A 21,580-nucleotide genomic window follows, 5' to 3' on the forward strand; every position below is an offset into this window, starting at 1 on the left:
GCGGCGGGGGTGTATTGCGAAACGGCTGGTGCGAGCGGCTCCGGATGTCAGGGCCGGAAGCGCAGCGGATGGTCCTCGGGCACCTCGACGACGGCGATGCGGACCCCGTCCGGATCGGAGATCCACATCTCGTCGAGTCCCCAGGGCTCACGCCTCGGCGCCCGCAGCACCTCAACACCGTGGGCCGACAACTCCTCGTATGCCGCCCGCACATCGGCCACCTGGAGCCACAGCAGCAGCCCGGGGGCCGGTGGCGCGTCACCGCGTCCGGACACTTCCAGGAAGCCGCCGCCCAGGAAGTAGACCGTCCCCCGCTCGGGACCGGTGCCGAACTCCCGGTGGACGGGCAGGCCGAGGGACTCCCCGTAGAAGGCGCGTGACCGTTCGGGGTCCGTGGGGCGCAACAGGATCCGGCTGCTCAGCACATGAACCATGATCCCGAGCCTAACGGCCCCACCCGCGATCCCTGGCGGGCGCGCAGCGGTCTGCTCGGTCCTGACGCGAGGCCGTGGCTCCCGGCCGGGGGGTTACGCTGCTGCGGCACGGCCACAGCAGAGAAACGGAGAGCCCCCTCATGAACACCGCCCCGCCCCGGGACTCGGGAGAGCTGACCTTCCGCGACGCGACCGACGCGGATGTGCCCGCACTCGTGGAGCTCATCCAGTCCGCGTACCGCGGTGACTCCAGCCGCACCGGATGGACCACTGAGGCGGACATCCTCCAGGGGCAGCGGATCGACCCGCAGGGGGTCCGCGCGGTGGTGGAGAACCCCGGCAGCAGGCTGCTCGTGGTGGAGCGCGACGGCGGGCCGGTCGCCTGCTGCCAGCTCGAGCACCGGGGTGAGGCCGCCTACTTCGGAATGTTCGCGGTCCGCCCCTCGCTCCAGGGCGGAGGCCTCGGCAAGGTGATCATCGCCGAGGCCGAGCGCACCGCCCGGGAGAGCTGGGGGGTGCGTGAGATGCACATGACCGTGATCTCGGTCCGGGACGATCTGATCGCCTGGTACGAGCGCCGCGGTTACCGCCGTACGGGAGAGATGAGCCCGTTCCCGTACGGCGATGAGCGCTTCGGTATCCCGCAGCGCGACGATCTCGCCTTCGAACTGCTGGTCAAGGACCTCCCGACGGACTGAGAGGCGGCTATGCGGTGAAGCGGCCCGCGCGGCGGATCTCCGGGAAGTCGGTGGTCGCGCCGTCGAGCCCGAGCCCGCGGGCAAGCCGCAGGTGGTCCTGGGTGTTGACCACCCAGCCCACCACCGTCAGCCCCTCGGCGTGCGCCTTCTCGACCAGCTCCAGGGTGATGCGCCGGACGTTGAGCACCAGCCGGGTGGCGCCCACCGCCTTCGCGCGGTCCACCACGTCCTCGCCCCAGCGACTGGCGACGAGTGCCGTGCGCACACCGGGCACCAGTTGCGCGATCTCGGCGATCGCCTCGTCGTGGAACGAGATCACCTCGACCCGGTCGACGAGATCGCGCCGCCGCATCACCTCCGCCAGCGTGCGGGCGGCGGCCACGTCCTTGATCTCCGCCTGCAGCGGAGATCCCACGGCGTCGAGAACCTCTTCGAAGACCGGTACCCGCTCGCCCCGGCCGGCGTCGAGTTCACGCAGCTCGGTCAGGGTCTTCTCCGCGATGGGGCCCTTGCCGTCGGTCGTACGGTCCACCTCGGCGTCGTGCATGACAGCGAGGGCGCCGTCCTTGCTCAGGTGAAGGTCCAGTTCGATGAGGTCCATCCCGGCCTGCTCGGCGTGGACGAACGAACGCAGGGTGTTCTCCGGCTCGACACCCATCACCCCGCGATGACCGATGGTGAGAAAAGACAAGGCACTCTCGCTTCCGTCGACGGCGTCTCCCCGCGTGTTGCTCCTACCCACGCGGCACTACGGCATGACCGCAATTCGGCACCCTAAGGGCTGTCCGGCAATCCCTGGTGGATCAGCGCGCGGCGAGCGGGGCGGCCGGGCGGGGGAGCGGGGCGCCGTGCCCCTGGACATCGGCTGCGCCGAGCAGGAACCCGGTGATGACGGCGGCGACCAGGACTGCACGAATGCTCACGCGGCGGTTCTCCGGAGTGGTGCGGAAAGAGCTGACGCGGTCCGTCCTATCGGTCGAGGCGCACGCCCCGCGAGCTGTGTCGCTCATGCGTGGGCGTGTCCCGCACGGGTTTGCCGGGCAGGCGTGCGACGGCGGGGGACCTCGCCCCTCCGGGCGGTCCCTCCGGACAGCCCCTCATCGTCACCCGCCCAAGGAAGCGGCTGTCACAACGCTGCAGCGCAGGAAAAAACGCGGTGACCATGGGGTTGGGCAGGATAATTTCCAGATCCCCACTTGTCTTGGAGAACTGCGCACATATACGGTTACTTGACGCGAGGTTCTCCCGTGGAGGAAGTGTTATGACGGAAATTCTTGTGCACGACGTTGCAGCCGACGGCATAACTGCCGCCCAGCGGGTGATCGAGCACCCGGCCTGGCCCGCGCTCAAGAATGCTGTGGAGGAGATCCGTCCGTGGCAGTCGAAGGACGGGTCCATCGACTTCGACGCCGAGGGCGCGCCTTCCCTGGCGGTCGCCGGGGCAACGCTGGACCGGGTGACCGCCGCGGTCGAGGAGCTCTCCCCGCTGCTCCCGCACGACGCCGCGTACCACCGAGCCCTTGTCGCGGACCTGCACCGCTGGGCCGCCGACGGCTTCGGCGTCCCGGACTTCCTCGACTCGCTGCTCGCCTTCCAGCCGGCCAAGGAGCGCGCCGACGGGCTGCAGCACCTGGTCGTCTTCGCGATGTACACGCAGAACGGCAACCCCGACCGCAACCTCGAAGCGGTCGTGCTCCGGATGGTCTGGCCCGAGTGGCTCGCCGACCTGGAGGCGACCCGTTACGACAACCCGCTGTTCTGCGGGATCACCTTCGAGGACTTCACCTCCGGGTACGACACCAACTCCGCGGTGCTCTTCCCGGAGACCATCGCCGTGCGCGAGGCCCCCGAGCGCTTCAGCTGGGGCGGCATCTTCTGCGACCGCGAGGCCGCCCGCTTCCGCCGGGTCACCGAGGCGTCCGTCGAGCTCCTCGGCATCGAGCTGCCCGAGGACATCCGTGACATGGTCGGCGACCAGCAGCGCTGCGAGCAGGCCTTCGTGCTCTGGGACATGGTTCACGACCGCACCCACAGCCACGGTGACCTGCCGTTCGACCCGTTCATGATCAAGCAGCGCCAGCCGTTCTGGATGTACGGCCTCGAAGAGCTGCGCTGCGACCTCACCGCCTTCCGGGAGGCCGTGAAGCTGGAGGCCGACGGCTTCGGCCAGGGCCGCGACGTGCAGTACGCCGTGCTGTTCGACCGGATGTTCCGCTTCCCGGTCACCGGCGAGCGCGTCCGTAACTATGACGGTCTCGGCGGCCAGCTGCTCTTCGCGTACCTCCACAAGCACGATGTCGTGCGCTGGACCGACAACACGCTGAAGATCGACTGGGAACTGGCCCCGCAGATCACCAACCAGCTCTGCGACGAGATCGAGAAGCTCTACCGCGACGGCATCGACCGCCCCAAGCTCGTCCACTGGTTCGCCGCGTACGACCTGGTCGCCACCTATCTGGCACCCCATCCCGGCTCCCGCTGGGCCAAGGGTCCCGACGCCCTGGACCTCTCCCAGCCGCCCCGCAAACTCGTCGACGACGTGCTTCCGGACGAGTTTCCCCTGAGCATGTTCTATGAGGCGCTCTCCAAGAAGCTGAAGAACGTGATCGCCTCCACCAAGGGGATCACCGCCGCGGACGCCGGGCAGGCGGCCGCGTGAGCGCACGGAGCGAGGAGGCGGTGGCCATGAACGGAAACGGCAAGGGCAGCGGGAGCGGTGCGCTCGAAGGCGCTGTGGTCGCCGTGGCAGGGGCGGCCGGACCGGCCGGCCGGGCCGCGGTGCTCAGGCTCGCCGAGGCGGGCGCGGTCGTCGTCGCCTCGGACGCGAACGCCACCCGGCTCGCCGAGGCGGTGGACGCCGCCCGCTACGCCCACGGCGGCGCCACCGTCACCGGGGACACCGTGGATCTGCTCGACCTCGGTGCCGTCCATGAGTGGGCCGACAGGACGGAGAAGGAGTTCGGCCGGATCGACGGGCTCGTCCACCTCGTGGGCGGCTGGCGCGGAAGCTCCGGCTTCGCCGAGACGGACCTCGCCGACTGGACGCTGCTGGAGAAGCTGCTGATCCGTACCGTTCAGCACACCTCGCTGGCCTTCCAGGGCGGTCTGCAGCGCAGCGACCGCGGCCGCTACGTGCTGATCAGCGCGGCCGGCGCGAGCAGCCCCACCGCGGGCAACGCCGCGTACGCCGCGTCGAAGGCGGCAGCCGAGGCCTGGACCCTCGCGCTCGCGGACGCCTTCCGCAAGGCGGGGGGCGAGGAAGCGCCCCGGAGCGCGGCTGCGATCCTGGTCGTGAAGGCACTGGTGCACGACGCGATGCGCGCCGAGCGCCCGAATGCGAAGTTCGCGGGCTTCACCGACGTCAAGGAGCTGGCCGATGCCATCGCCGGCGTCTGGGACCGGCCTGCCCCGGAAGTGAACGGAAAGCGCCTGTGGCTGACCCCGCAACCGTAAGGACCGACGCGCGTCGTCATCACGACCCGCAGGTACGCGGCTTCGCCAGTGACAACTACGCGGGAACCCACCCGGAGATCCTGCACGCCCTCGCCCTCGCCAACGGCGGACATCAGATCGCCTACGGCGAGGACGAGTACACCGGTCATCTCCAGCGGGTGATGCACAGCCACTTCGGCCCCACCGCCGAAGCCTTTCCGGTGTTCAACGGAACGGGCGCCAACGTGGTCTCGCTCCAGGCGATGACCGACCGCTGGGGTGCGGTCATCTGCGCGGAATCCGCCCACATCAACGTGGACGAGGGCGGCGCCCCGGAGCGGGTCGGCGGCCTCAAGCTGCTCACGGTGCCCACCGAGGACGGCAAGCTCACGCCCGAGCTCATCGACCGGCAGGCGTACGGATGGGACGACGAGCACCGCGCCATGCCGCAGGTCGTCTCGATCACCCAGAACACCGAGCTCGGCACGGTCTACACACCCGGCGAGATCCGCGCCATCTGCGAGCACGCCCACGGGCACGGCATGAAGGTCCACCTCGACGGGGCCCGGATCGCCAATGCCGCGGCCTCCCTGGACGTACCGATGCGTACCTTCACCAACACCGTCGGTGTCGATGTGCTCTCCTTCGGCGGCACGAAGAACGGGGCGATCTTCGGCGAGGCGGTCGTGGTCCTGAACCCCGACGCCGTCCGCGCGATGAAGCATCTGCGCAAGCTGTCGATGCAGCTCGCCTCCAAGATGCGATTCGTCTCGGTGCAACTGGAGGCGCTGCTCGCCGGCGACCTCTGGCTGCGCAATGCCCGGCAGGCCAACGCCATGGCCCAGCGGCTCGCCGAGGGGGTCCGTGCGGTGGACGGCGTGGAGATCCTCCACCCCGTCCAGGCCAACGCCGTCTTCGCGCGGCTGCCGCACGCGGTGAGCGAGCGGCTGCAGAAGCGCTTCCGCTTCTACTTCTGGGACGAGAAGGCCGGGGACGTGCGCTGGATGTGCGCCTTCGACACCACGGAGGACGATGTCGACACGTTCGTCCTCGCGCTGAAGGAAGAGATGGCGGCCTGACGATATCTGCATAACCATGCGGTCGACTGGAAAATGATTGACTTCCGGTCGGCCGCATACCTACGCTCGGCGACCATGGAGCTGATTCAGCAGGTCCCCGAAATCTCCGCCTACCTCGCGGCGGACGAGGCGATCGACCACGGACATCCGCTGGTCCGGGAGACGGCAGCGCACCTGCGTTCCGCAACCGGCGACGCATACGCATACGCGTCTGCCGCCTTCGGCTTCGTGCGCGACGGCGTCGCGCACTCCGCCGACTCGGGCGACACACGGGTCACCTGGCGCGCCTCGGACGTCCTGGCGGCCCGCAACGGCATCTGCCACGCCAAATCCCACGCCCTGGCCGCTCTGCTGCGCGCGGAGGGTATTGAGGCGGCCCTTTGCTACCAGCGGCTCGCGGACGACGACGGGAACCCCGGGCCGGTGCACGGGCTGATCGCGCTGCGGCTTCCCGGCCGGGACCGCTGGGACCGTCAGGACCCGCGGGGCAACCGGCCGGGCGTCGACGCGCGCTTTTCGCTGGATGAGGAACGACTGGCCTGGTCCGTGCGGCCGAAGTTCAACGAAGAGGACTATCCGCACTTGTATGCGGCGCCGCATCCGCTGGTTCTGCGCAGCCTGCGGGCTGCTGCCGATCGCACTCAGCTCTGGAGCACGCTTCCGGTGGCGCTCTGATGCGTGACGAGACCGCCCGCCGCCTCGTCCGGCGACTCGCCGGCCGGCTCCCCCCCCGCACGAGGACCCGCACCTGGCTGCCTGGCGCGGCACGTACACCGGAGTGACGTTTCAGCCGCGGCCGCCGACCGGTCGGCGTCAGCCCCGCTCGCGGACCTCGGCGGGTGTCGGGGCCGTACCGCCCAGATGCGTGGGAACCCACCAGGTGTCGCTCGCGTCCCTCGGGCGCACCGGATAGGCGCGCTGCGCGGCTTCGAGGAGTTCCTGCACGCGCTCCCGCAGCCGGCGGGTGATCGCGCCCGCGTACTGATCGGTGGGGGCCTCCACCGGCTCGCCGACGCGGATCGTCACCGGGATGTGACTGCGCCTGAAGTTGCGCGGGCGGCCCTTGGTCCACAGCCGCTGGGTTCCCCACAGCGCCATCGGGATCAGCGGCACCCCGGCCTCCTGGGCCAGCCGCGCGGCACCCGACTTGAAGTTCTTCAGCGTGAAGGACTCCGAGATCGTCGCCTCGGGGAACACACCGACGATCTCGCCCGAGCGCAGCGAGGCGAGGGCGTGCGCGTACGCGTCCTCGCCCTGCTTGCGGTCGACGGGGATGTGCTTCATGCCGCGCATCAGCGGTCCGGAGAACTTGTGCCGGAACACCGATTCCTTCGCCATGAAGCGGACGAGCCGCTTCTGCGGCAGCGTCGCGAGCCCGGTGAAGATGAAGTCCAGATAGCTGATGTGGTTGCTGACCAGAACCGCGCCACCAGTCTTCGGGATGTGCTCCGAACCCTGGGTGTCGATCTTCAGGTCGAGCGCCTTGAAAAACGTACGAGCGGCGCCGATGACCGGCCGATAGACGAGTTCTGCCATCTGGGGGAGACCCTTCTTCAGCGCCTGGGGAGGGTTCTCCCGGCGGAAGTTACGCAGCCGTAGGTTTTCGGCATTGGGCCGATCGTGCCCCATGCGCGTCGTGGTGGCCAGTCTCGGCGGGCGCGGGGCGCGAGATTCTCGTCACGTGCGACGGCCGGGAATGTCCAGGCGGACGCGGGTGCTGACTCTTTGGGCAGAGCTCTGACAGGAGGCCGGAGATGGACGGGCAGGCGCAGGTGAACAGGCTGGATATCGCCCAACTCGGCGTGGAACTGGGGGAGCGGGCGACTCTCGTCCAGTTCTCCAGCGCCTTCTGCCAGCCCTGCCGGGCCACCCGGCGCACGCTCGCCGAAGTGGTGGCAATGGTCGACGGCGTCGTCCACGTGGAGATCGATGCCGAGGCACATCTCACTCTGGTGCGTGCGCTCGACATCAGCGCAACCCCGACCGTTCTGGTGCTCGACGCCTCCGGCCGGATCGTCCGACGGGCCGTCGGACAGCCACGCACCGTCGATGTCGTGGCCGCACTGGGGCAGGCGATATGACGGGCCGTGATGCATCTCCCACCTTGTGGGACGGTCTTGACTGCACCCGCCACACATCGTCAGTCTGACGCTATGCCGCCAGTACTCCTTCTCTACGGCCGGGTCCATGTCGACCTCGCCCGCAACGCGAGCGCGCGCTGTCCGGATGCCTGAGCATCCACGGCCCCGTACCCCCGACGCGCAGAAGGACGACATCTCCATGACGGCATCACCCGAGCTCGGCAACGCCCGGACCGCATCCCCCGACCTCCTTCGCTCCGTGTTCCGGCAGCACGCCGCCGGAGTCGCCGTGATCACCGCCGCCGGTGACCGGCCGGTCGGCTTCACGGCCACCTCCCTCAACTCCGTGGCCGCCGAGCCACCGCTCATCTCCTTCGGTGTGGGCACCTCGTCCTCCAGCTGGCCGGTCGTTGCGGAGGCGGAGCACATCGGAGTCCACATACTCGGCGAGCATCAGCAGGAGCTGGCCGCCACCTTCGCGCGCAGCGGTGCCGACCGGTTCGGTCCGTCCACCTATTGGCGCAGTGGCCCGGAAGGCGTTCCGGTCCTGGACGGTGTGCTGGCGTGGCTGGTCTGCCGGGTCGTGGCGCGGATCCCGGCGGGGGACCATCGGATCGTGATCGCCCAGGCGGTTGTCGGGGACCCGGCCGGGTCCGGGCGGCCGCTGGTCTATCACCAGGGCCGGTTCACGGCTCTGCGAGACTGAGAACCCCTTGGTGGCACCCGGGCGCCGAGCGTTGGGCAGATCACAGTTCAAAGCGCTTGCCCATGGGGCAGGCACTGGGTGTACTGGCGAGTAATATTACGGTCGGAGCGTCGGTCGCCCCGACCGGAAATCGCCCCATCAGGCGCCTATGCTGCGTGCAACAAGGCAGCCCGGAAATGACGATGCAGTAGGAGAGCCGGCGTGAGCTTGAGGATCGTTGTCTGTGTGAAGTACGTGCCCGACGCGACCGGTGACCGGCATTTCGCCGATGACCTGACGTTGGATCGTGAGGATGTCGACGGTCTGTTGTCGGAGCTGGATGAGTATGCGGTCGAGCAGGCGTTGCAGATCGCGGACGGGGTGGATGATGCGGAGGTCACCGTGTTGACGGTGGGTCCGCAGGATGCCAAGGACGCGTTGCGCAAGGCGTTGTCGATGGGTGCGGACAAGGCTGTTCACGTCGAGGACGACGGTCTGCACGGTTCGGATGCGGTGGGTACGTCGTTGGTGCTGGCGAAGGCGGTCGAGAAGACGGGTTATGACCTGGTGATCTCGGGGATGGCGTCGACGGACGGCACGATGGGTGTGGTTCCGGCGTTGCTGGCGGAGCGGCTGGGTGTGCCGCAGGTGACGTTGTTGTCCGAGGTGAGGGTCGAGGGTGGTGTGGTGACCGGGCGTCGGGACGGTGACACGGCGTCGGAGCGGCTGGAGGCGTCGTTGCCCGCGGTGGTGTCGGTGACTGATCAGTCGGGTGAGGCGCGTTACCCGTCGTTCAAGGGGATCATGGCGGCGAAGAAGAAGCCGGTGGAGTCGCTGGATCTGGGTGATCTGGGGATCGAGGCGGGCGAGGTGGGTCTGGCGGGTGCGTGGTCGGTGGTGGATTCGGCGGTGCAGCGTCCGGCGCGTACGGCGGGCACGATCGTGAAGGACGAGGGTGAGGGTGGCAGGCAGCTGGCCGAGTTCCTGGCGGGTCAGAAGTTCATCTAGGGCTTGGTGCCCGTTCGTTGTCCTCGTTGTTTCTTCGCTGATGTGCAGGAGAGGGAAGTTCCATGGCTGAGGTTGTTGTTTTTGTCGATCACGTGGATGGTGCGGTCCGTAAGCCCACGCTGGAGTTGTTGACGCTGGCGCGGCGGATCGGTGAGCCGGTCGCGGTGGCGTTGGGTGCGGGTGCGGGTGAGACGGCTGGTGTGCTGGCCGGGCATGGTGCGGTGAGGGTGTTGACGTCGGAGGCGTCGCAGTACGCGGACTATCTGGTGGTGCCGAAGGTGGATGCGCTGCAGGCGGCGTGTGCGGTGGTGTCGCCGGTGGCGGTGCTGGTGCCTTCGTCGGCGGAGGGCAAGGAGATCGCTGCGCGGCTGGCGTTGCGGATCGGTTCGGGTGTCATTACGGATGCGACTGATGTGGAGGCCGGTGAGCTGGGTCCGGTGGCGACGCAGTCGGCTTTCGCGGCGTCGTTCACGACGCGGTCGCGTGTGTCGCGGGGTGTTGCGGTGATCACGGTGAAGCCGAACTCGGCTCCGGTGGAGCCGGTGGCGGGCGCGGGTGTGGTGGAGGAGCTGGAGGTGTCGTTCTCGGCGCTGGCGACGGGTACGAAGGTGCTGTCGCGTACGCCGCGTGAGTCGACGGGGCGTCCGGAGCTGACGGAGGCGGCGATCGTGGTGTCGGGTGGGCGGGGTGTCAATGGTGCGGAGAACTTCCGTGTCATCGAGGCGCTCGCGGACTCGCTGGGTGCGGCGGTGGGTGCCTCGCGTGCGGCGGTGGACGCGGGCTGGTATCCGCATTCCAGCCAGGTCGGGCAGACCGGTAAGTCGGTCTCGCCGCAGTTGTACATCGCTTCGGGTATCTCGGGTGCGATCCAGCACCGGGCGGGGATGCAGACGTCCAAGACGATCGTCGCGATCAACAAGGACGCCGAGGCCCCGATCTTCGACCTCGTCGACTACGGCGTCGTCGGTGACCTCTTCAACGTCGTGCCCCAGCTCACCGACGAGGTCACCAGCCGCAAGGGCTGACCCGCCACCCAGCACACGGCACATGGCACGACCCGCAGTCCGGGGCCGCACGGTGAACACACCGCGCGGCCCCGCACCGTTTCCGATCACCATTGACGCAGGTACGGCAGCCTTATAACTTCACTATACGGATTGTTGATTCCGGGAAGCGGAAACAGCGAGAGCGTGGAGGGTGCGGAAATGGGTCAGCAGGAGAAGGTGGCGACGAGCCTCGCCGGAGCGGTCAGCGACGGGATCAGCGCCTCCCTCACGGAGGTGGACGCCGAACTCGCCCGCCGTTACCCCGGCGATCCCGGGACCCGTCAGCCCGTCCACACGGTCTACGTACCGGGGGACACCTTCACGGCCGGCACCATCCGCTCCTGGGGCGACCAGGCGCTGGAGGCACTCGACGAGCACGCCCCCGACGCGGCCTCCCTCGCGGCGGTCCTCGGCATCCCGGACGAGCTCGCCGGGGCCGTCCACGACCGGGTGCGCGCCAAGCTGGAGCGGGAGCCCGTCGAGGATCTGCGGATCGACTTCGAGGACGGCTACGGCCCCCGCTCCGACGCCGAGGAGGACGAGGCCGCGGCCCGTGCGGCCCGGCTGGTCCGCGACGCGTACGGGAACGGCACGGCCGCCCCGTACATGGGCATCCGGATGAAGTGCTTGGAAGCAGCCGTGCGGGACCGGGGCATCCGCACCACGGATGTCTTCCTCACCGGCCTGATGCAGGCGGGCGGGCTTCCCGACGGGCTGGTGCTCACCCTGCCGAAGGTGACGTACCCCGAACAGGTCACCGCCTTCGTCCAGCTTCTCGAAGCCTTCGAGAAGGCGCACGGCCTGCCCTCGGGGCGGCTCGGCTTCGAGATCCAGATCGAGACCAGCCAGTCCATCCTGGCCGCCGACGGCACCGCCGCCGTCGCCCGGATGATCGATGCCGCGCAGGGCCGCGCGACCGGTCTGCACTACGGCACGTTCGACTACAGCGCCTGTGTCGGCGTCAGCGCCGCCTATCAGGCGAGCGACCACCCGGCGGCCGACCACGCCAAGGCCGTCATGCAGGTGGCCGCCGCGGGCACCGGCGTACGTGTCTGCGACGGCTCGACCAATGTCCTCCCCGTCGGCCCGACCCCGCAGGTCCACGAAGCCTGGCGGCTGCACTACGGTCTCACGCGGCGCGCCCTGGCCCGCGCCTATTACCAGGGCTGGGACATGCACCCGGGTCATCTGCCGACCCGATACGCGGCCGTCTACACCTTCTACCGCGAGGGCCTGGAACAGGCCGCGGCCCGGCTTGCCGCGTACGTGGCCAAGGCGGGCGGCGACGTGATGGACGAACCCGCCACCGCCAAGGCGCTCAGCGGCTATCTGCTGCGCGGCATCGACTGCGGCGCGCTGGACACCGCGGAGGTGGCCCGGCTGACCGGGCTGACCCGCGCGGACCTGGACGCCTTCGCCTCACCGCGGCGCGGCGGGCTGACGGTCACGGCGCCGTAGCCGCTGCCGCCGGACCTCGGGGTTCGCCGCTCAGGACGGGCGCAGTTCGCCCGAACCGCGCGGAATGAGCCTGGTGGGGAGCTCCACCCGGGCCGGGGCGTGGTCGGCGCCGTCGAGGCGGCGGAAAAGGTGTTCGGCCGCGGTGCGGCCGACGGCCGCGGCGTCCTGGGAGATGACGGTGATACCGAGCAGATCCGCGAGCTCTATGTCGTCGAAACCGACCAGGGCGACCGGCCGTTCACGGCCGGCCAGCACACGTACCACGGTCACCGTCACCCGGTTGTTGCCGGAGAAGAGCGCGGTGACCGGTTCGGGGGCGGAGAGCATCGTCTCGGCGGCCCGGCGGACCCGGTCGGGGTCCGTGGAGCCCAGGGAGACCCAGGAGTCCTCCACGGTTATACCGGCGTCCGTCATGGCGGCGTGATAGCCGCGCAGCCGCTCGGTGGCGGTGTGGATGCGCGGCTGGTCGCCGATGAACCCGATCCGGCGGTGGCCGTGCGCGATCAGGTGGGCGACGCCCTGGCGGGCGCCGCCGAAGCTGTCCGAGAGCACCATGTCGGCATCGATCCGGCCGGCCGGCCGGTCCACGAAGACGGTCGCGATGCCGGCCTTTATCTCCTGTTCCAGATAACGGTGGTCGTCGCCGGCCGGAATCACGATGAGCCCGTCGACCCGGCGCGCGCACAGCGCCAGCACGAGCTCCTGCTCGCGCTCCGGGTCCTCGGCGCTCGAACCGTTGATGAGCAGGGCGCCGTGCGCGCGGGCGACCTCCTCCACGGCGCGGCTCAGCGGCCCGTAGAAGGGGTCGGCGAGGTCCTCCAGGACGAGTCCGATGGAGGCGGTACGGCCCTTGCGCAGCACGCGCGCACTGTCGTTGCGGCGGAAGCCCAGCGCGTCGATGGCCTCCTGGACCCGGCGCTCGGTGTCGGGCGTGACGCCCGGCTCGCTGTTGACCACGCGGGAGACCGTCTTGAGCCCCACTCCGGCACGCGCGGCCACATCCTTCATGGTCGGCCGGTTGCCGTAACGGGGCTCGGGGTGACGGGCGGTCTCGGCCACGGTGCGCTGTCCTGTCGTCGGGTGCGAGGGGCTGTCCGGCGGGGCCGCGGAGAGTACCGCGGAGGGGGCCGGAGGCTGTGGCGTCGAGCATAGGCCCTGGACAACGTTGTCAGCTGAATGGAGACTATGCAGACTATTTACTGAAGCCGCAGGTCCCACCCCCTCACCATCCGGAGCCCACACCGATGCATACCGACCTCGTAGCCGCGCTGGACATCGGCGGCACCAAGATCGCCGGGGCGTTGGTGGACGGCAGCGGCACGCTCCTCGTACGCGCGCAGCGGCCGACGCCCGCCCGGGAGAGCGGGGAGAGGGTGATGGGGGCGGTCGGCGAGGTGCTGGCCGAGCTGACCGCCTCGCCGCTGTGGGGGCGGGCATCGGTCGTCGGGATCGGCAGCGCGGGCCCGGTGGACGCGTCCGCCGGGACGGTCAGCCCGGTCAACGTTCCCGGCTGGCGGGACTTCCCGCTGGTGGAGCGGGTGAGCAAGGCGGCCGGTGGGCTGCCCGTCGAGCTGGTCGGCGACGGGGTCGCGATGACCGCGGCCGAGCACTGGCTGGGCGCGGCCCGCGGCTACGACAACGCGCTGTGCATGGTCGTGTCGACCGGTGTCGGCGGTGGGCTCGTCCTCGGCGGTACCCTCCGGCCCGGCCCGAGCGGCAACGCGGGGCACATCGGGCACATCAGTGTCGACCTGGACGGCGATCCCTGTCCGTGCGGTTCGCGCGGCTGCGTCGAGCGCATCGCCAGCGGGCCCAACATCGCCCGCCGGGCACTGGAGGGCGGCTGGCGGCCCGGCCCGGACGGGGACGCGTCGGCCGCGGCTGTCGCCGCCGCGGCGAGGGCGGGGGACGCGGTCGCCGCGGCCTCCTTCGAGCGGGCCGCGCAGGCGCTGGCCGCGGGTATCGCCGCGACGGCCACGCTCGTCGAGATCGACATCGCGGTGATCGGCGGGGGAGTGGCCGGTGCGGGCGACGTCCTGTTCGCCCCGCTGCGCAGCGCACTGCGCCGCTACGCCACGCTCTCGTTCGTCCAGCAGCTGACGGTGGCGCCCGCGGTCATGGGCAACGACGCGGGGCTGGTGGGTGCGGCTGCGGCGGCGTTCGCGGTGCGGGCGGGCGTGGACGGGGTGGTCCCGGTCTGAGGTGTGTCCCGCGGTCGCCAGGGACTACGGGACGGCCCGCGGGCGTGTTCTGAAGCTCCGTCCGCGGGAAGGGCGGGTCCGAGGTGTCGGGCCCGCCCTCCGCACGTGCGCGCGGGGGTTCTCGGTCAGCAGGTGATGCGGAGGTCCCCCCAGTCCGCGTGGTCGGAGTCGTCGCCGTCCCCTCCGTCGGTGACGATCAGGCGGACGACCTGGGCGCCGCTCACATCCGCCGTGACGGGCTGCGCCGGCATCGCGTTGGTCAGCACCCCGGTCGAGGCCGCCTTGGTGCCGTCCGCCCGGATCTCGAAGGCCACACTCCCCTTGGCGCCCTTCTCGTCGTCCACACCGACCCGGGCCGTCACGGTGGTGCACGCACCGCCCGCGTAGTACTCGACGGTGCTGTCCGCGTGCACGCCCAGCCCCTTCGCGTACACCTCGCCGCCGATGGTGAGCGGATTACCGTCGCCCGCCGCGCTCTCACCGTTGCTGGTGTCCTTCTCGACCGGCCCGTAGCCGTTGGACGCGGAGAGCTGCGGCAGATCGCTCACATAGCCGCCGCCGGCCGGTGGTGCCACCACCACATGGGCCTGGAACGGCACCGAGGACCGTACGCGTTTCCCGGCGGGCGAGCGGTACTGCGCGGTGAGCGTCAGGTCGTACGTGCCGGTGGCCGTGCCGGCCGGGGCCGTCACCCGCCAGCGCGTGGTCAGCGCCCGTCCGGTGGGCAGCGCGGCGGCAGTCGTCGCCGAGCCGGCCCTGACCTGCCAGCCCGACGGTCCGGTGAGGGCCGCCGAGACCTTCAGGGCGGGCGTACGGCCCAGATCGGTGACCGTCGTCGTCAGCGGCGCGGTGCGTCCGGCCTCGACCAGCGGACTGCCGTCCAGGCCGAGTTCGGCGGCCGGCGGATGCGAGGCCCACTCGCGGTCGGCGGCGACGCGCAGCAGCACGGTTCCGTGCGCCGGAACGGTCGCCGAGATGTCGCCCGCGGTGTTGTAGTCCGTGTGTTCCCACAGGTCGCGCATCGTGTACGCGGCGGCCCGCGGCAGCCCCGCCGCCGAGGCCGTCGTCGAGATCCGCTGCGCGCTCCCGGTCTCGTTGAACAGCGCCACCGCGCGGCTGCCGTCCCGCAGCTCCTTGGAGACGACCCAGCGCCCCTCGTCGGAGGAGAGCACGGTTCCCTGCTTGCCCAGCGGGTCCTGGTCAACCGCGATGACCTCGTGGTTGGAGAGGATGTCGAACGTCTCGGGTGTCGCCTTGCGCAGATCGGAGCCGATGAGGAGCGGGGCGGCCATCACCGACCACATGGAGAAGTGGGTGCGGTACTCCGTGTCCGTCATGCCGCCGTTCCCGACCTCCAGCATGTCGGGGTCGTTCCAGTGTCCCGGTCCGGCGGCCGCGGCGAGCGGCAGATTCTGCTTCATGATCGACAGCATGCTGCTCCAGCTGTCGTTGATGTCGCCCGTCGTGCGCCAGAGATTGCCGAGTTCCGCGGCCCACTCCCAGGGCTTGTTCTGTCCCCATTCGCAAATGCTGTAGACGATGGGCCGGCCGGTGGCGGCGAGCGCGTCCCGCATCGTCGTATAGCGCTTTTTCGCGTCGATGCCCTGGTTGTTGCAGTTGTCGTACTTGAGGTAGTCGACGCCCCAGTCGGCGAACTGCTGCGCGTCGCTGTACTCATGGCCGAGTGCGCCGGGAAGCCCGACACTGTCGCAGGTCTTGGTACCCGCGCTGGTGTAAATGCCGAGCTTGAGCCCCTTCGAGTGGACGTAGTCCGCCACAGCCTTGATGCCGTTCGGGAATCGCGCCGGATCGGCCTCCAGCTTGCCGTCCGCATTGCGCTGCGGCTTGGCCCAGCAGTCGTCCAGATTGACGAACTGATAGCCGGCGTCCTTGAGGCCCTTCTCGACGAATATATCCGCGATGCCCTTGACCATCGACTCGTTGAACTCGGCCCGGCAATGGGTCGAGTTCCAGTTGTTGAATCCCATGGGGGGTGTGAGGGCGAGCCCGCTGCCGGCCGGCGCGCCGGCGGCGGATGCCTGGGCGGGGGCGGGGGCGGGGGCGGGGGCGGGTTCCGGGGAGTCCGCGGAGGCGGGGAAGGCGATCCCCGCCGCGCACAGGAGGCCTGCGGTCAGCGCTCCGATGACTCTGCGGGGGCCTGTGCGGGTTGTTCGGGTTGGAAGATGACGCATCATTACGTTCCTCCAGACTCGTGCCGAATCATGTGACGACATGTGCACGCCAAGACGAGCGATTACGTTAGAGCGTGTTGGAGTCTGTTGGAAGAGGGGTGGTGTCGGTTGTTCGGTATCTCGTCAAAACCCTTGACGGGGCCCCTGGTTGGGAGTGTGATCCAAGCGCACGTTCGGTTGTGTTGGGTTGTCTTCCGGAGGAGGGGGTCATGGCGCACTCGTACGGCAGGTCAGATGTGCCCGGCAGTGTCGCAGGACATCGGATGTCCCGGCGAAGTCTCTTACGTGGCGCGGCAGTCGGTGCGGGGGCGGTCACGCTTCCCGCACTGCTCACCGCGTGCGGCGGCGGTCCCGGTGGGGACGGCAAGACGATCACCCTGGGCTCGAATTCATCCGACCCCATTCCGAAGAAGGCGTTCGCCGAGGCCTTCAACGCCTACGCGGCTCAGTCCGACGGCCGGAAGGTCAAGGTCAACACGGTTGACCACAACACCTTTCAGGAGAACATCAACCGGTATCTGCAGGGCAAGCCCGACGACGTCTTCATGTGGTTCGCCGGAAACCGTATGCAGTTCTTCGCCGAGAAGGGCCTGTTGCACGACATCAGTGACAACTGGCAGGGTTACAAGGGCTTCTCCGCCGCGCTGAAGGCCCAGTCCACCGGAGCGGACGGCAAGCAGTACCTCACTCCGTACTACTACTATCCATGGGCCGTCTTCCACCGCAAGAGCCTGTTCACCGAACGCGGCTACCAGGTGCCGAAGACGCTGGACGAGTACGTGGCCCTCGCCAAGCAGATGAAGAAGGACAAGCTGGACCCCATCGCGTTCTGCGACAAGGACGGCTGGCCCGCGATGGGTACCTTCGACTACATCAACATGCGGACCAACGGCTACGAATTCCACAAGAGCCTGATGGCCGGCGAGGAAGCCTGGACGGACAAGCGGGTCAGGGAAGTCTTCGACACCTGGCGGCGCCTCCTCCCGTACTGCCAGCAGGGCGCCAACGGCCGTACCTGGCAGGAGGCAGCGACCAGCCTCCAGAAGCGCGACGCGGGAATGGCGGTCTTCGGCCTGCCGCACCCCGGGGCCCAGTTCCCCAAGACCGAACAGGACGACCTCGACTTCTTCCCCTTCCCCGTCATCAACCCGGAACACGGCCAGGACGCCGTCGAAGCGCCCATTGACGGGTTCCTGCTGGCGAAGAAGTCGAAGAACCTCAAGAACAAGAAGTCCCTGGAGAGCGCCAAGGACCTGCTGAAGTGGCTCGCCACCGGCAAGGCCGAGGACATCTACCTGAAGAGCGACCCGAACAACATCGCGGTCAACGACCAGGCGGACACCTCTCACTACTCCGCGATCCAGAAGAAGGCCGTCGACCTGGTCGCCGGGGCGAAGCAGATCTCCCAGTTCATGGACCGGGACACCCGCCCGGACTTCTCCTCCACGGTCATGATCCCGGCGATCCAGAAGTTCATCAGCAGCCCGAACGACGTGGACGGCCTGGTCAACGACATCGAACGGCAGAAGAAGAGCATCTTCACCTCGGACTGAACCTGGAGCACCGACCGTGTCGTTCATCTCGGGGCGGCGCACCGGACAACGGGGAGCGCGGCGGTTCACCCGCCGCGATCTCGTCGTGCTCGGCGTGCTGCTCGGCATACCAGTCCTGCTCGACATCGCCATCGTCTGGGGGCCGACCCTCGCCTCGGTCGCCCTCTCCTTCACCAGCTGGGACGGCATCGGCGACATCAAGTGGGTCGGTACGCGCAACTACGCGAACCTGTTCACCAACTACCCGCAGTTCTGGCCGGCCGCCCGCCACAACCTGCTCTGGCTCGGCTTCCTCGGCCTGGTCGCCGCACCGTTCGGGCTGCTCCTCGCCGTACTCATCGACAAGGGCGTGCGCTTCAGCCGCTTCTACCAGTCGACCCTGTACATGCCCGTCGTGCTGTCGCTCGCGGTGGTCGGCTTCATCGCCCAGCTGATCTTCTCCCGCGACCAGGGCGCCCTCAACGCGATCGTCGGCGACACCCGGACGCCGACCGACTGGCTGGGCGACCCCGACCTCAACATCTGGATGATCCTGCTGGCCGCCGCCTGGCGCCACACCGGCTACGTGATGATCCTCTACCTCGCCGGGCTCAAGGCCGTCGACCCCTCGCTGAAGGAGGCCGCCGCGATCGACGGGGCGAGCGAGACCCAGACCTTCTTCCGCGTCGTCTTCCCCACGCTCCGGCCGGTCAACGTCATCGTCGGGGTCATCACCGTCATCGAGTCGCTGCGCGCATTCGACATCGTGTACGCGGTCAATCACGGCCGCAACGGCCTCGAACTGCTCTCGGTTCTCGTCACCGACAACATCATCGGCGAGGCCAGCCGGATCGGATTCGGCTCCGCCATCGCCGTCGTCCTGCTCGCCGTCTCGCTGGGATTCGTCGCGACGTATCTGGTCCAGGAGCTCCGAGGGGAGAAGAACCGATGACCACTCAGATCTCCGCCGTCCGGCCGGCACCCCCTGGCCCCACCACGGCCCGACGCAGACTCCGCCCCGGCCGGCTCGGCGTGCACGCCTTCCTGATGACGGTCTCGCTCGCCTTCCTCGCACCGCTCGTCCTCGCCGTGTACGCGTCGCTGCGGCCGTACGACGAGACCTCCGAGCACGGCTACTTCTCGCTTCCGCGCCATCTCTCCCTGGACTACTACCGGCAGGCGTTCAGCGACTCCGGCATGACGAAGTACTTCATCAACACCATGATCATCGCGGTGCCGGGGGTGCTCATCACCCTCTTCCTCGCCTCGTTCGTGGCCTTCGCGCTCGCACGGCTGAAGATGCGCGGCGGGCTCGTCCTGCTGATGCTTTTCACCGCCGGGAACCTGCTCCCGCAGCAGGTGATCGTCACGCCCCTGTACGTCGTCTTCAACCGCATCCCGCTGCCGTACTGGATGTCCGACTCGATGACGATGTTCGACTCGTACTGGGCCGTCGTCCTCGTCCAGATCGGCTTCCAGCTCGGTTTCTGCGTCTTCGTACTGGCCAACTTCATGCGTACCCTCCCGCAGGAGATCCTGGAGGCGGCCGTCGTGGACGGAGCGGGGGTCTGGACCCAGTTCTGGCGGATCACCCTGCCGTTGTGCCGCCCCGCACTCGCCGCGCTCGGCACGCTCCAGTTCACCTGGATGTACAACGACTTCCTCTGGGCCCTGGTCTTCATCTCCGACGGTGACAAACTCCCGATCACCTCGGCACTGAACAATCTGCGCGGGCAGTTCTTCACCGACTACAACCTGCTCGCCGCCGGCTCGGTGATCGTGGCGCTCCCGACCATCGTGGTCTTCCTGCTGCTGCAACGGCACTTCATCGCCGGGCTCACCCTGGGATCCAGCAAGTGACGTGCTGACCTGGCGAGACGGGGATGCCAAGAGTTCTCGTCGCCGAGCGGCAGGCGCGCACGCGCCCGTCTGCCGCTCGGCGTGAGTCCGCTCGTATCCCTTCGGGAAACGGGCTGGAGGATGACAGCGGTCTCGGATTCACGCACCTCCCGGTGCGCGGGCGACGGATACGTCTCCTGCCAGGAGAGGATCCGGGTCCGAATCCCGGCCACCGGTACAGAGCGGTCAGCGCGGTGCATCCCGTGCGGCCAGGGCGATCATGCGGTGCATGGCCGCTGTCGGAATCGCCGGGTTCCGGGCGGCGTCCTCGGCGGTGTCGTCATCGAGGAGCAGGGAGACCAGGTCCTCCGCCGGCAGGGCCGGGTTCTGCCGGGCCTGTCGCCGGACACCGTGGTCGGCGTCGCCGAGCAGCCTGACGGCGGAATCGGGGGACAGCCGGACGTCACCGGCAGCGCTGCCGCGCACCCGGGGATCGGGATCGCGGCTGAACCGTTCGACGAGGGCAGCGCACGACCCGGGATCGTCGAGCGCCAGAAGACGCATCCGGGGTTCCGGGGCCTCGGCGAAGCGGAGCAGGTTGTGACGGGGGAAGTTGGGGTGGTTGCGGGGGCGCCCGGGGAACGAGAGGCTGCCGGGCCACCAGCTCCACACCTCCAGGAGTAGCTCCGCCGGGGCGTCGTCGCAGGACTCGGTGAGGAAGAGGCGCACGACGCGGTCCTCGTCGTGGGCGAGGAGGTCCACGACATCGGACGGAAGGCGCGGGGCGCGGGCCACGCTGCGGCGGATCCGAAGGTTCGGTGACATGGCGAGTTGACGCATCGCGGCGGAGTCGGCGTGGAGGGCGGCGATCCACCACACCGCGTAGGTGCGGTCATCGACGCCGATGTCAGCGACGGTGGCGGCCATCGACGCGACCTCGGCCGGGTCCGAAGGCGGCCGGGGCCCGGAGCCGGGCGCCGGCTCGACACCGGCCCGGCGTCCTGACTCCGGGTACGCGGCCTGTTCCGCCGCCAGCTCCGCCAGAGCGCTGCGGAACGGCGAATCCGGCGAGGCGGTCAGGAGCCGGTCCCACTGGGCGGGCGAGAGCCTCCCCGATTCGGCGGCCATTGCGCGAACGCGCCTGGAGGGGTGGATGACCGCGGCGTCGAGGACACCGGCCGGGAGGTCGTCGCGGTACAGGAAGTACACGATCGGGTGCCGCCCCACGTCGAAGAGGCTGATCAGCACCTCCGCAGGCGCGGCCCGGTTGAGTCCCAGACCGCTCAACCACGCCCCGGCCAGCTGCTCGCAGGGCCGAAAGTCCTCGGACAGTGCGGCCCAGGCCTCCCGGCCGGCATCGGTCTCGGTCATCCGTCGATTGAACAGGTGCGGAATTGAATGATCAATGCTTCCTCACGTCCCGGAGCTGCGGGCACACTCGGCCCGGACGGGCGGACATGCCTCCGATCGAGTCACACGGACCCGCTGACCGAGGAAGTTGTCAGTGGTCGGTGCGATCCTGCTGGTATGGACGAGATCATGCGGCGACGGGTGTACGGCGCCGATCACGACGACCCCGACCCGGGGCCCCGGCCGGGGCGTGTCTACCGGGAGCTGGTGGGTGGCCCGCTCGACGGGCTGCTGCTGGACGTGACCGGCTGGACGGCGGTCGCCCTCGCGGACGGCTCCGCCCTGATCACCGAGATCGGCTCCTACGGGGCCGGCGGCAGGGCCGAGTACGGACCGAGGGTGAATGAGCCGTACAAGTGGGACTGGCGGGGCGACACCCCCTGAGCGCCAGGGTTTGTTCCGTGTGTTCTCCGGAACCCTGCCCGCCCCGCGGCGGCCGGCGCTCCGGGGCGGCACCGGTCAGGCGGGCTGCCCCGTGGCACCGG

21 protein-coding genes are annotated in these 21,580 nt (G+C 69.3%); 15 read left to right on the forward strand and 6 right to left on the reverse strand.

The features are described from left to right. Positions 1–47 precede the first annotated feature (47 nt). Positions 48–434: a VOC family protein gene (locus tag OG322_RS34990; protein ID WP_123467499.1), complete on the reverse strand. Its 387-nt coding sequence runs from the start codon at positions 432–434 to the stop codon at positions 48–50. Between the two features lie 140 nt (positions 435–574). Here OG322_RS34990 and OG322_RS34995 point away from each other — a divergent pair, with 140 nt between their 5' ends. Beyond that, on the forward strand, positions 575–1,132 hold the full coding sequence (locus tag OG322_RS34995) for a GNAT family N-acetyltransferase (RefSeq protein ID WP_123467497.1): 558 nt from the start codon (positions 575–577) through the stop codon (positions 1,130–1,132). Between the two features lie 7 nt (positions 1,133–1,139). On the opposite strand, the gene OG322_RS35000 is transcribed toward OG322_RS34995, so the two are convergent. Next, on the reverse strand, positions 1,140–1,823 hold the full coding sequence (locus OG322_RS35000; RefSeq protein ID WP_123467495.1) for a glycerophosphodiester phosphodiesterase: 684 nt from the start codon (positions 1,821–1,823) through the stop codon (positions 1,140–1,142). A gap of 570 nt (positions 1,824–2,393) precedes the next feature. Here OG322_RS35000 and OG322_RS35005 point away from each other — a divergent pair. From OG322_RS35005 to OG322_RS35020, 4 genes are all read left to right on the forward strand, one after another. Next, positions 2,394–3,791, forward strand: a complete 1,398-nt coding sequence (locus tag OG322_RS35005; protein ID WP_123467493.1) for a DUF6421 family protein — start codon at positions 2,394–2,396, stop codon at positions 3,789–3,791. Between the two features lie 26 nt (positions 3,792–3,817). Then, positions 3,818–4,585 (forward strand): SDR family NAD(P)-dependent oxidoreductase, encoded by a 768-nt coding sequence (locus tag OG322_RS35010; RefSeq protein WP_123467491.1) that lies wholly within the window; start codon positions 3,818–3,820, stop codon positions 4,583–4,585. Then, positions 4,564–5,643 (forward strand): threonine aldolase family protein, encoded by a 1,080-nt coding sequence (locus OG322_RS35015; protein WP_123467489.1) that lies wholly within the window; start codon positions 4,564–4,566, stop codon positions 5,641–5,643. The genes OG322_RS35010 and OG322_RS35015 overlap by 22 nt, the downstream gene beginning before the upstream one ends. Before the next feature lie 75 nt (positions 5,644–5,718). After that, the gene (locus tag OG322_RS35020) at positions 5,719–6,318 is read left to right on the forward strand and encodes a transglutaminase-like domain-containing protein (RefSeq protein WP_266412755.1); all 600 of its coding nucleotides are present in this window, start codon (positions 5,719–5,721) and stop codon (positions 6,316–6,318) included. Positions 6,319–6,456: 138 nt separating this feature from the next. Here the strand turns inward: OG322_RS35020 and OG322_RS35025 are convergent, their stop codons facing one another. Further along, the gene (locus tag OG322_RS35025; RefSeq protein ID WP_123467485.1) at positions 6,457–7,179 is read right to left on the reverse strand and encodes a lysophospholipid acyltransferase family protein; all 723 of its coding nucleotides are present in this window, start codon (positions 7,177–7,179) and stop codon (positions 6,457–6,459) included. A 218-nt stretch (positions 7,180–7,397) separates the two neighbouring features. On the opposite strand from OG322_RS35025, the gene OG322_RS35030 reads away from it, so the two are divergent. From OG322_RS35030 to OG322_RS35050, 5 genes are all read left to right on the forward strand, one after another. Further along, positions 7,398–7,724, forward strand: a complete 327-nt coding sequence (locus OG322_RS35030) for a TlpA family protein disulfide reductase (protein WP_123467483.1) — start codon at positions 7,398–7,400, stop codon at positions 7,722–7,724. A gap of 199 nt (positions 7,725–7,923) precedes the next feature. After that, the gene (locus OG322_RS35035) at positions 7,924–8,430 is read left to right on the forward strand and encodes a flavin reductase family protein (RefSeq protein ID WP_123467481.1); all 507 of its coding nucleotides are present in this window, start codon (positions 7,924–7,926) and stop codon (positions 8,428–8,430) included. Positions 8,431–8,631: 201 nt separating this feature from the next. Continuing rightward, a complete protein-coding gene (locus tag OG322_RS35040; protein ID WP_123467479.1) occupies positions 8,632–9,417 on the forward strand; it encodes an electron transfer flavoprotein subunit beta/FixA family protein in 786 nt (261 codons plus the stop codon). Positions 9,418–9,479: 62 nt separating this feature from the next. Then, positions 9,480–10,442 carry an electron transfer flavoprotein subunit alpha/FixB family protein gene (locus OG322_RS35045; RefSeq protein ID WP_123467477.1) on the forward strand — a complete coding sequence of 321 codons (963 nt, stop codon included), beginning with the start codon at positions 9,480–9,482 and terminating at the stop codon, positions 10,440–10,442. Between the two features lie 180 nt (positions 10,443–10,622). Beyond that, the gene (locus OG322_RS35050) at positions 10,623–11,921 is read left to right on the forward strand and encodes a DUF6986 family protein (protein WP_123467475.1); all 1,299 of its coding nucleotides are present in this window, start codon (positions 10,623–10,625) and stop codon (positions 11,919–11,921) included. Between the two features lie 30 nt (positions 11,922–11,951). Here OG322_RS35050 and OG322_RS35055 read toward each other — a convergent pair whose 3' ends face one another. Then, entirely contained in the window at positions 11,952–12,980 is a 1,029-nt protein-coding gene (locus tag OG322_RS35055; protein ID WP_123467473.1) for a LacI family DNA-binding transcriptional regulator, read from the reverse strand. A gap of 185 nt (positions 12,981–13,165) precedes the next feature. On the opposite strand from OG322_RS35055, the gene OG322_RS35060 reads away from it, so the two are divergent. Next, positions 13,166–14,122, forward strand: coding sequence for an ROK family protein (locus tag OG322_RS35060; protein WP_123467471.1), 957 nt, complete (start codon positions 13,166–13,168; stop codon positions 14,120–14,122). Positions 14,123–14,247: 125 nt separating this feature from the next. Here OG322_RS35060 and OG322_RS35065 read toward each other — a convergent pair whose 3' ends face one another. After that, positions 14,248–16,314 (reverse strand): NPCBM/NEW2 domain-containing protein, encoded by a 2,067-nt coding sequence (locus tag OG322_RS35065; RefSeq protein WP_329307437.1) that lies wholly within the window; start codon positions 16,312–16,314, stop codon positions 14,248–14,250. A gap of 263 nt (positions 16,315–16,577) precedes the next feature. Between OG322_RS35065 and OG322_RS35070 the strand changes: the two genes are divergently transcribed. Genes OG322_RS35070 through OG322_RS35080 form a run of 3 tightly spaced genes read left to right on the forward strand, consistent with a single transcriptional unit; the run spans position 16,578 to position 19,706 of the window. Beyond that, positions 16,578–17,867: an ABC transporter substrate-binding protein gene (locus OG322_RS35070; protein WP_329307438.1), complete on the forward strand. Its 1,290-nt coding sequence runs from the start codon at positions 16,578–16,580 to the stop codon at positions 17,865–17,867. Between the two features lie 16 nt (positions 17,868–17,883). Continuing rightward, complete coding sequence (locus tag OG322_RS35075; protein WP_123467468.1) at positions 17,884–18,798, forward strand: carbohydrate ABC transporter permease; 915 nt, start codon at positions 17,884–17,886, stop codon at positions 18,796–18,798. After that, positions 18,795–19,706: a carbohydrate ABC transporter permease gene (locus OG322_RS35080; RefSeq protein WP_123467466.1), complete on the forward strand. Its 912-nt coding sequence runs from the start codon at positions 18,795–18,797 to the stop codon at positions 19,704–19,706. The genes OG322_RS35075 and OG322_RS35080 overlap by 4 nt, the downstream gene beginning before the upstream one ends. A gap of 225 nt (positions 19,707–19,931) precedes the next feature. On the opposite strand, the gene OG322_RS35085 is transcribed toward OG322_RS35080, so the two are convergent. Continuing rightward, on the reverse strand, positions 19,932–21,056 hold the full coding sequence (locus tag OG322_RS35085) for a hypothetical protein (RefSeq protein ID WP_266412760.1): 1,125 nt from the start codon (positions 21,054–21,056) through the stop codon (positions 19,932–19,934). 156 nt (positions 21,057–21,212) lie between these two features. On the opposite strand from OG322_RS35085, the gene OG322_RS35090 reads away from it, so the two are divergent. After that, positions 21,213–21,479: a hypothetical protein gene (locus OG322_RS35090; RefSeq protein ID WP_123467462.1), complete on the forward strand. Its 267-nt coding sequence runs from the start codon at positions 21,213–21,215 to the stop codon at positions 21,477–21,479. Positions 21,480–21,580 lie beyond the last annotated feature (101 nt).

This window comes from Streptomyces sp. NBC_01260 (genome assembly GCF_036226405.1).
Taxonomy (GTDB): domain Bacteria; phylum Actinomycetota; class Actinomycetes; order Streptomycetales; family Streptomycetaceae; genus Streptomyces; species Streptomyces laculatispora.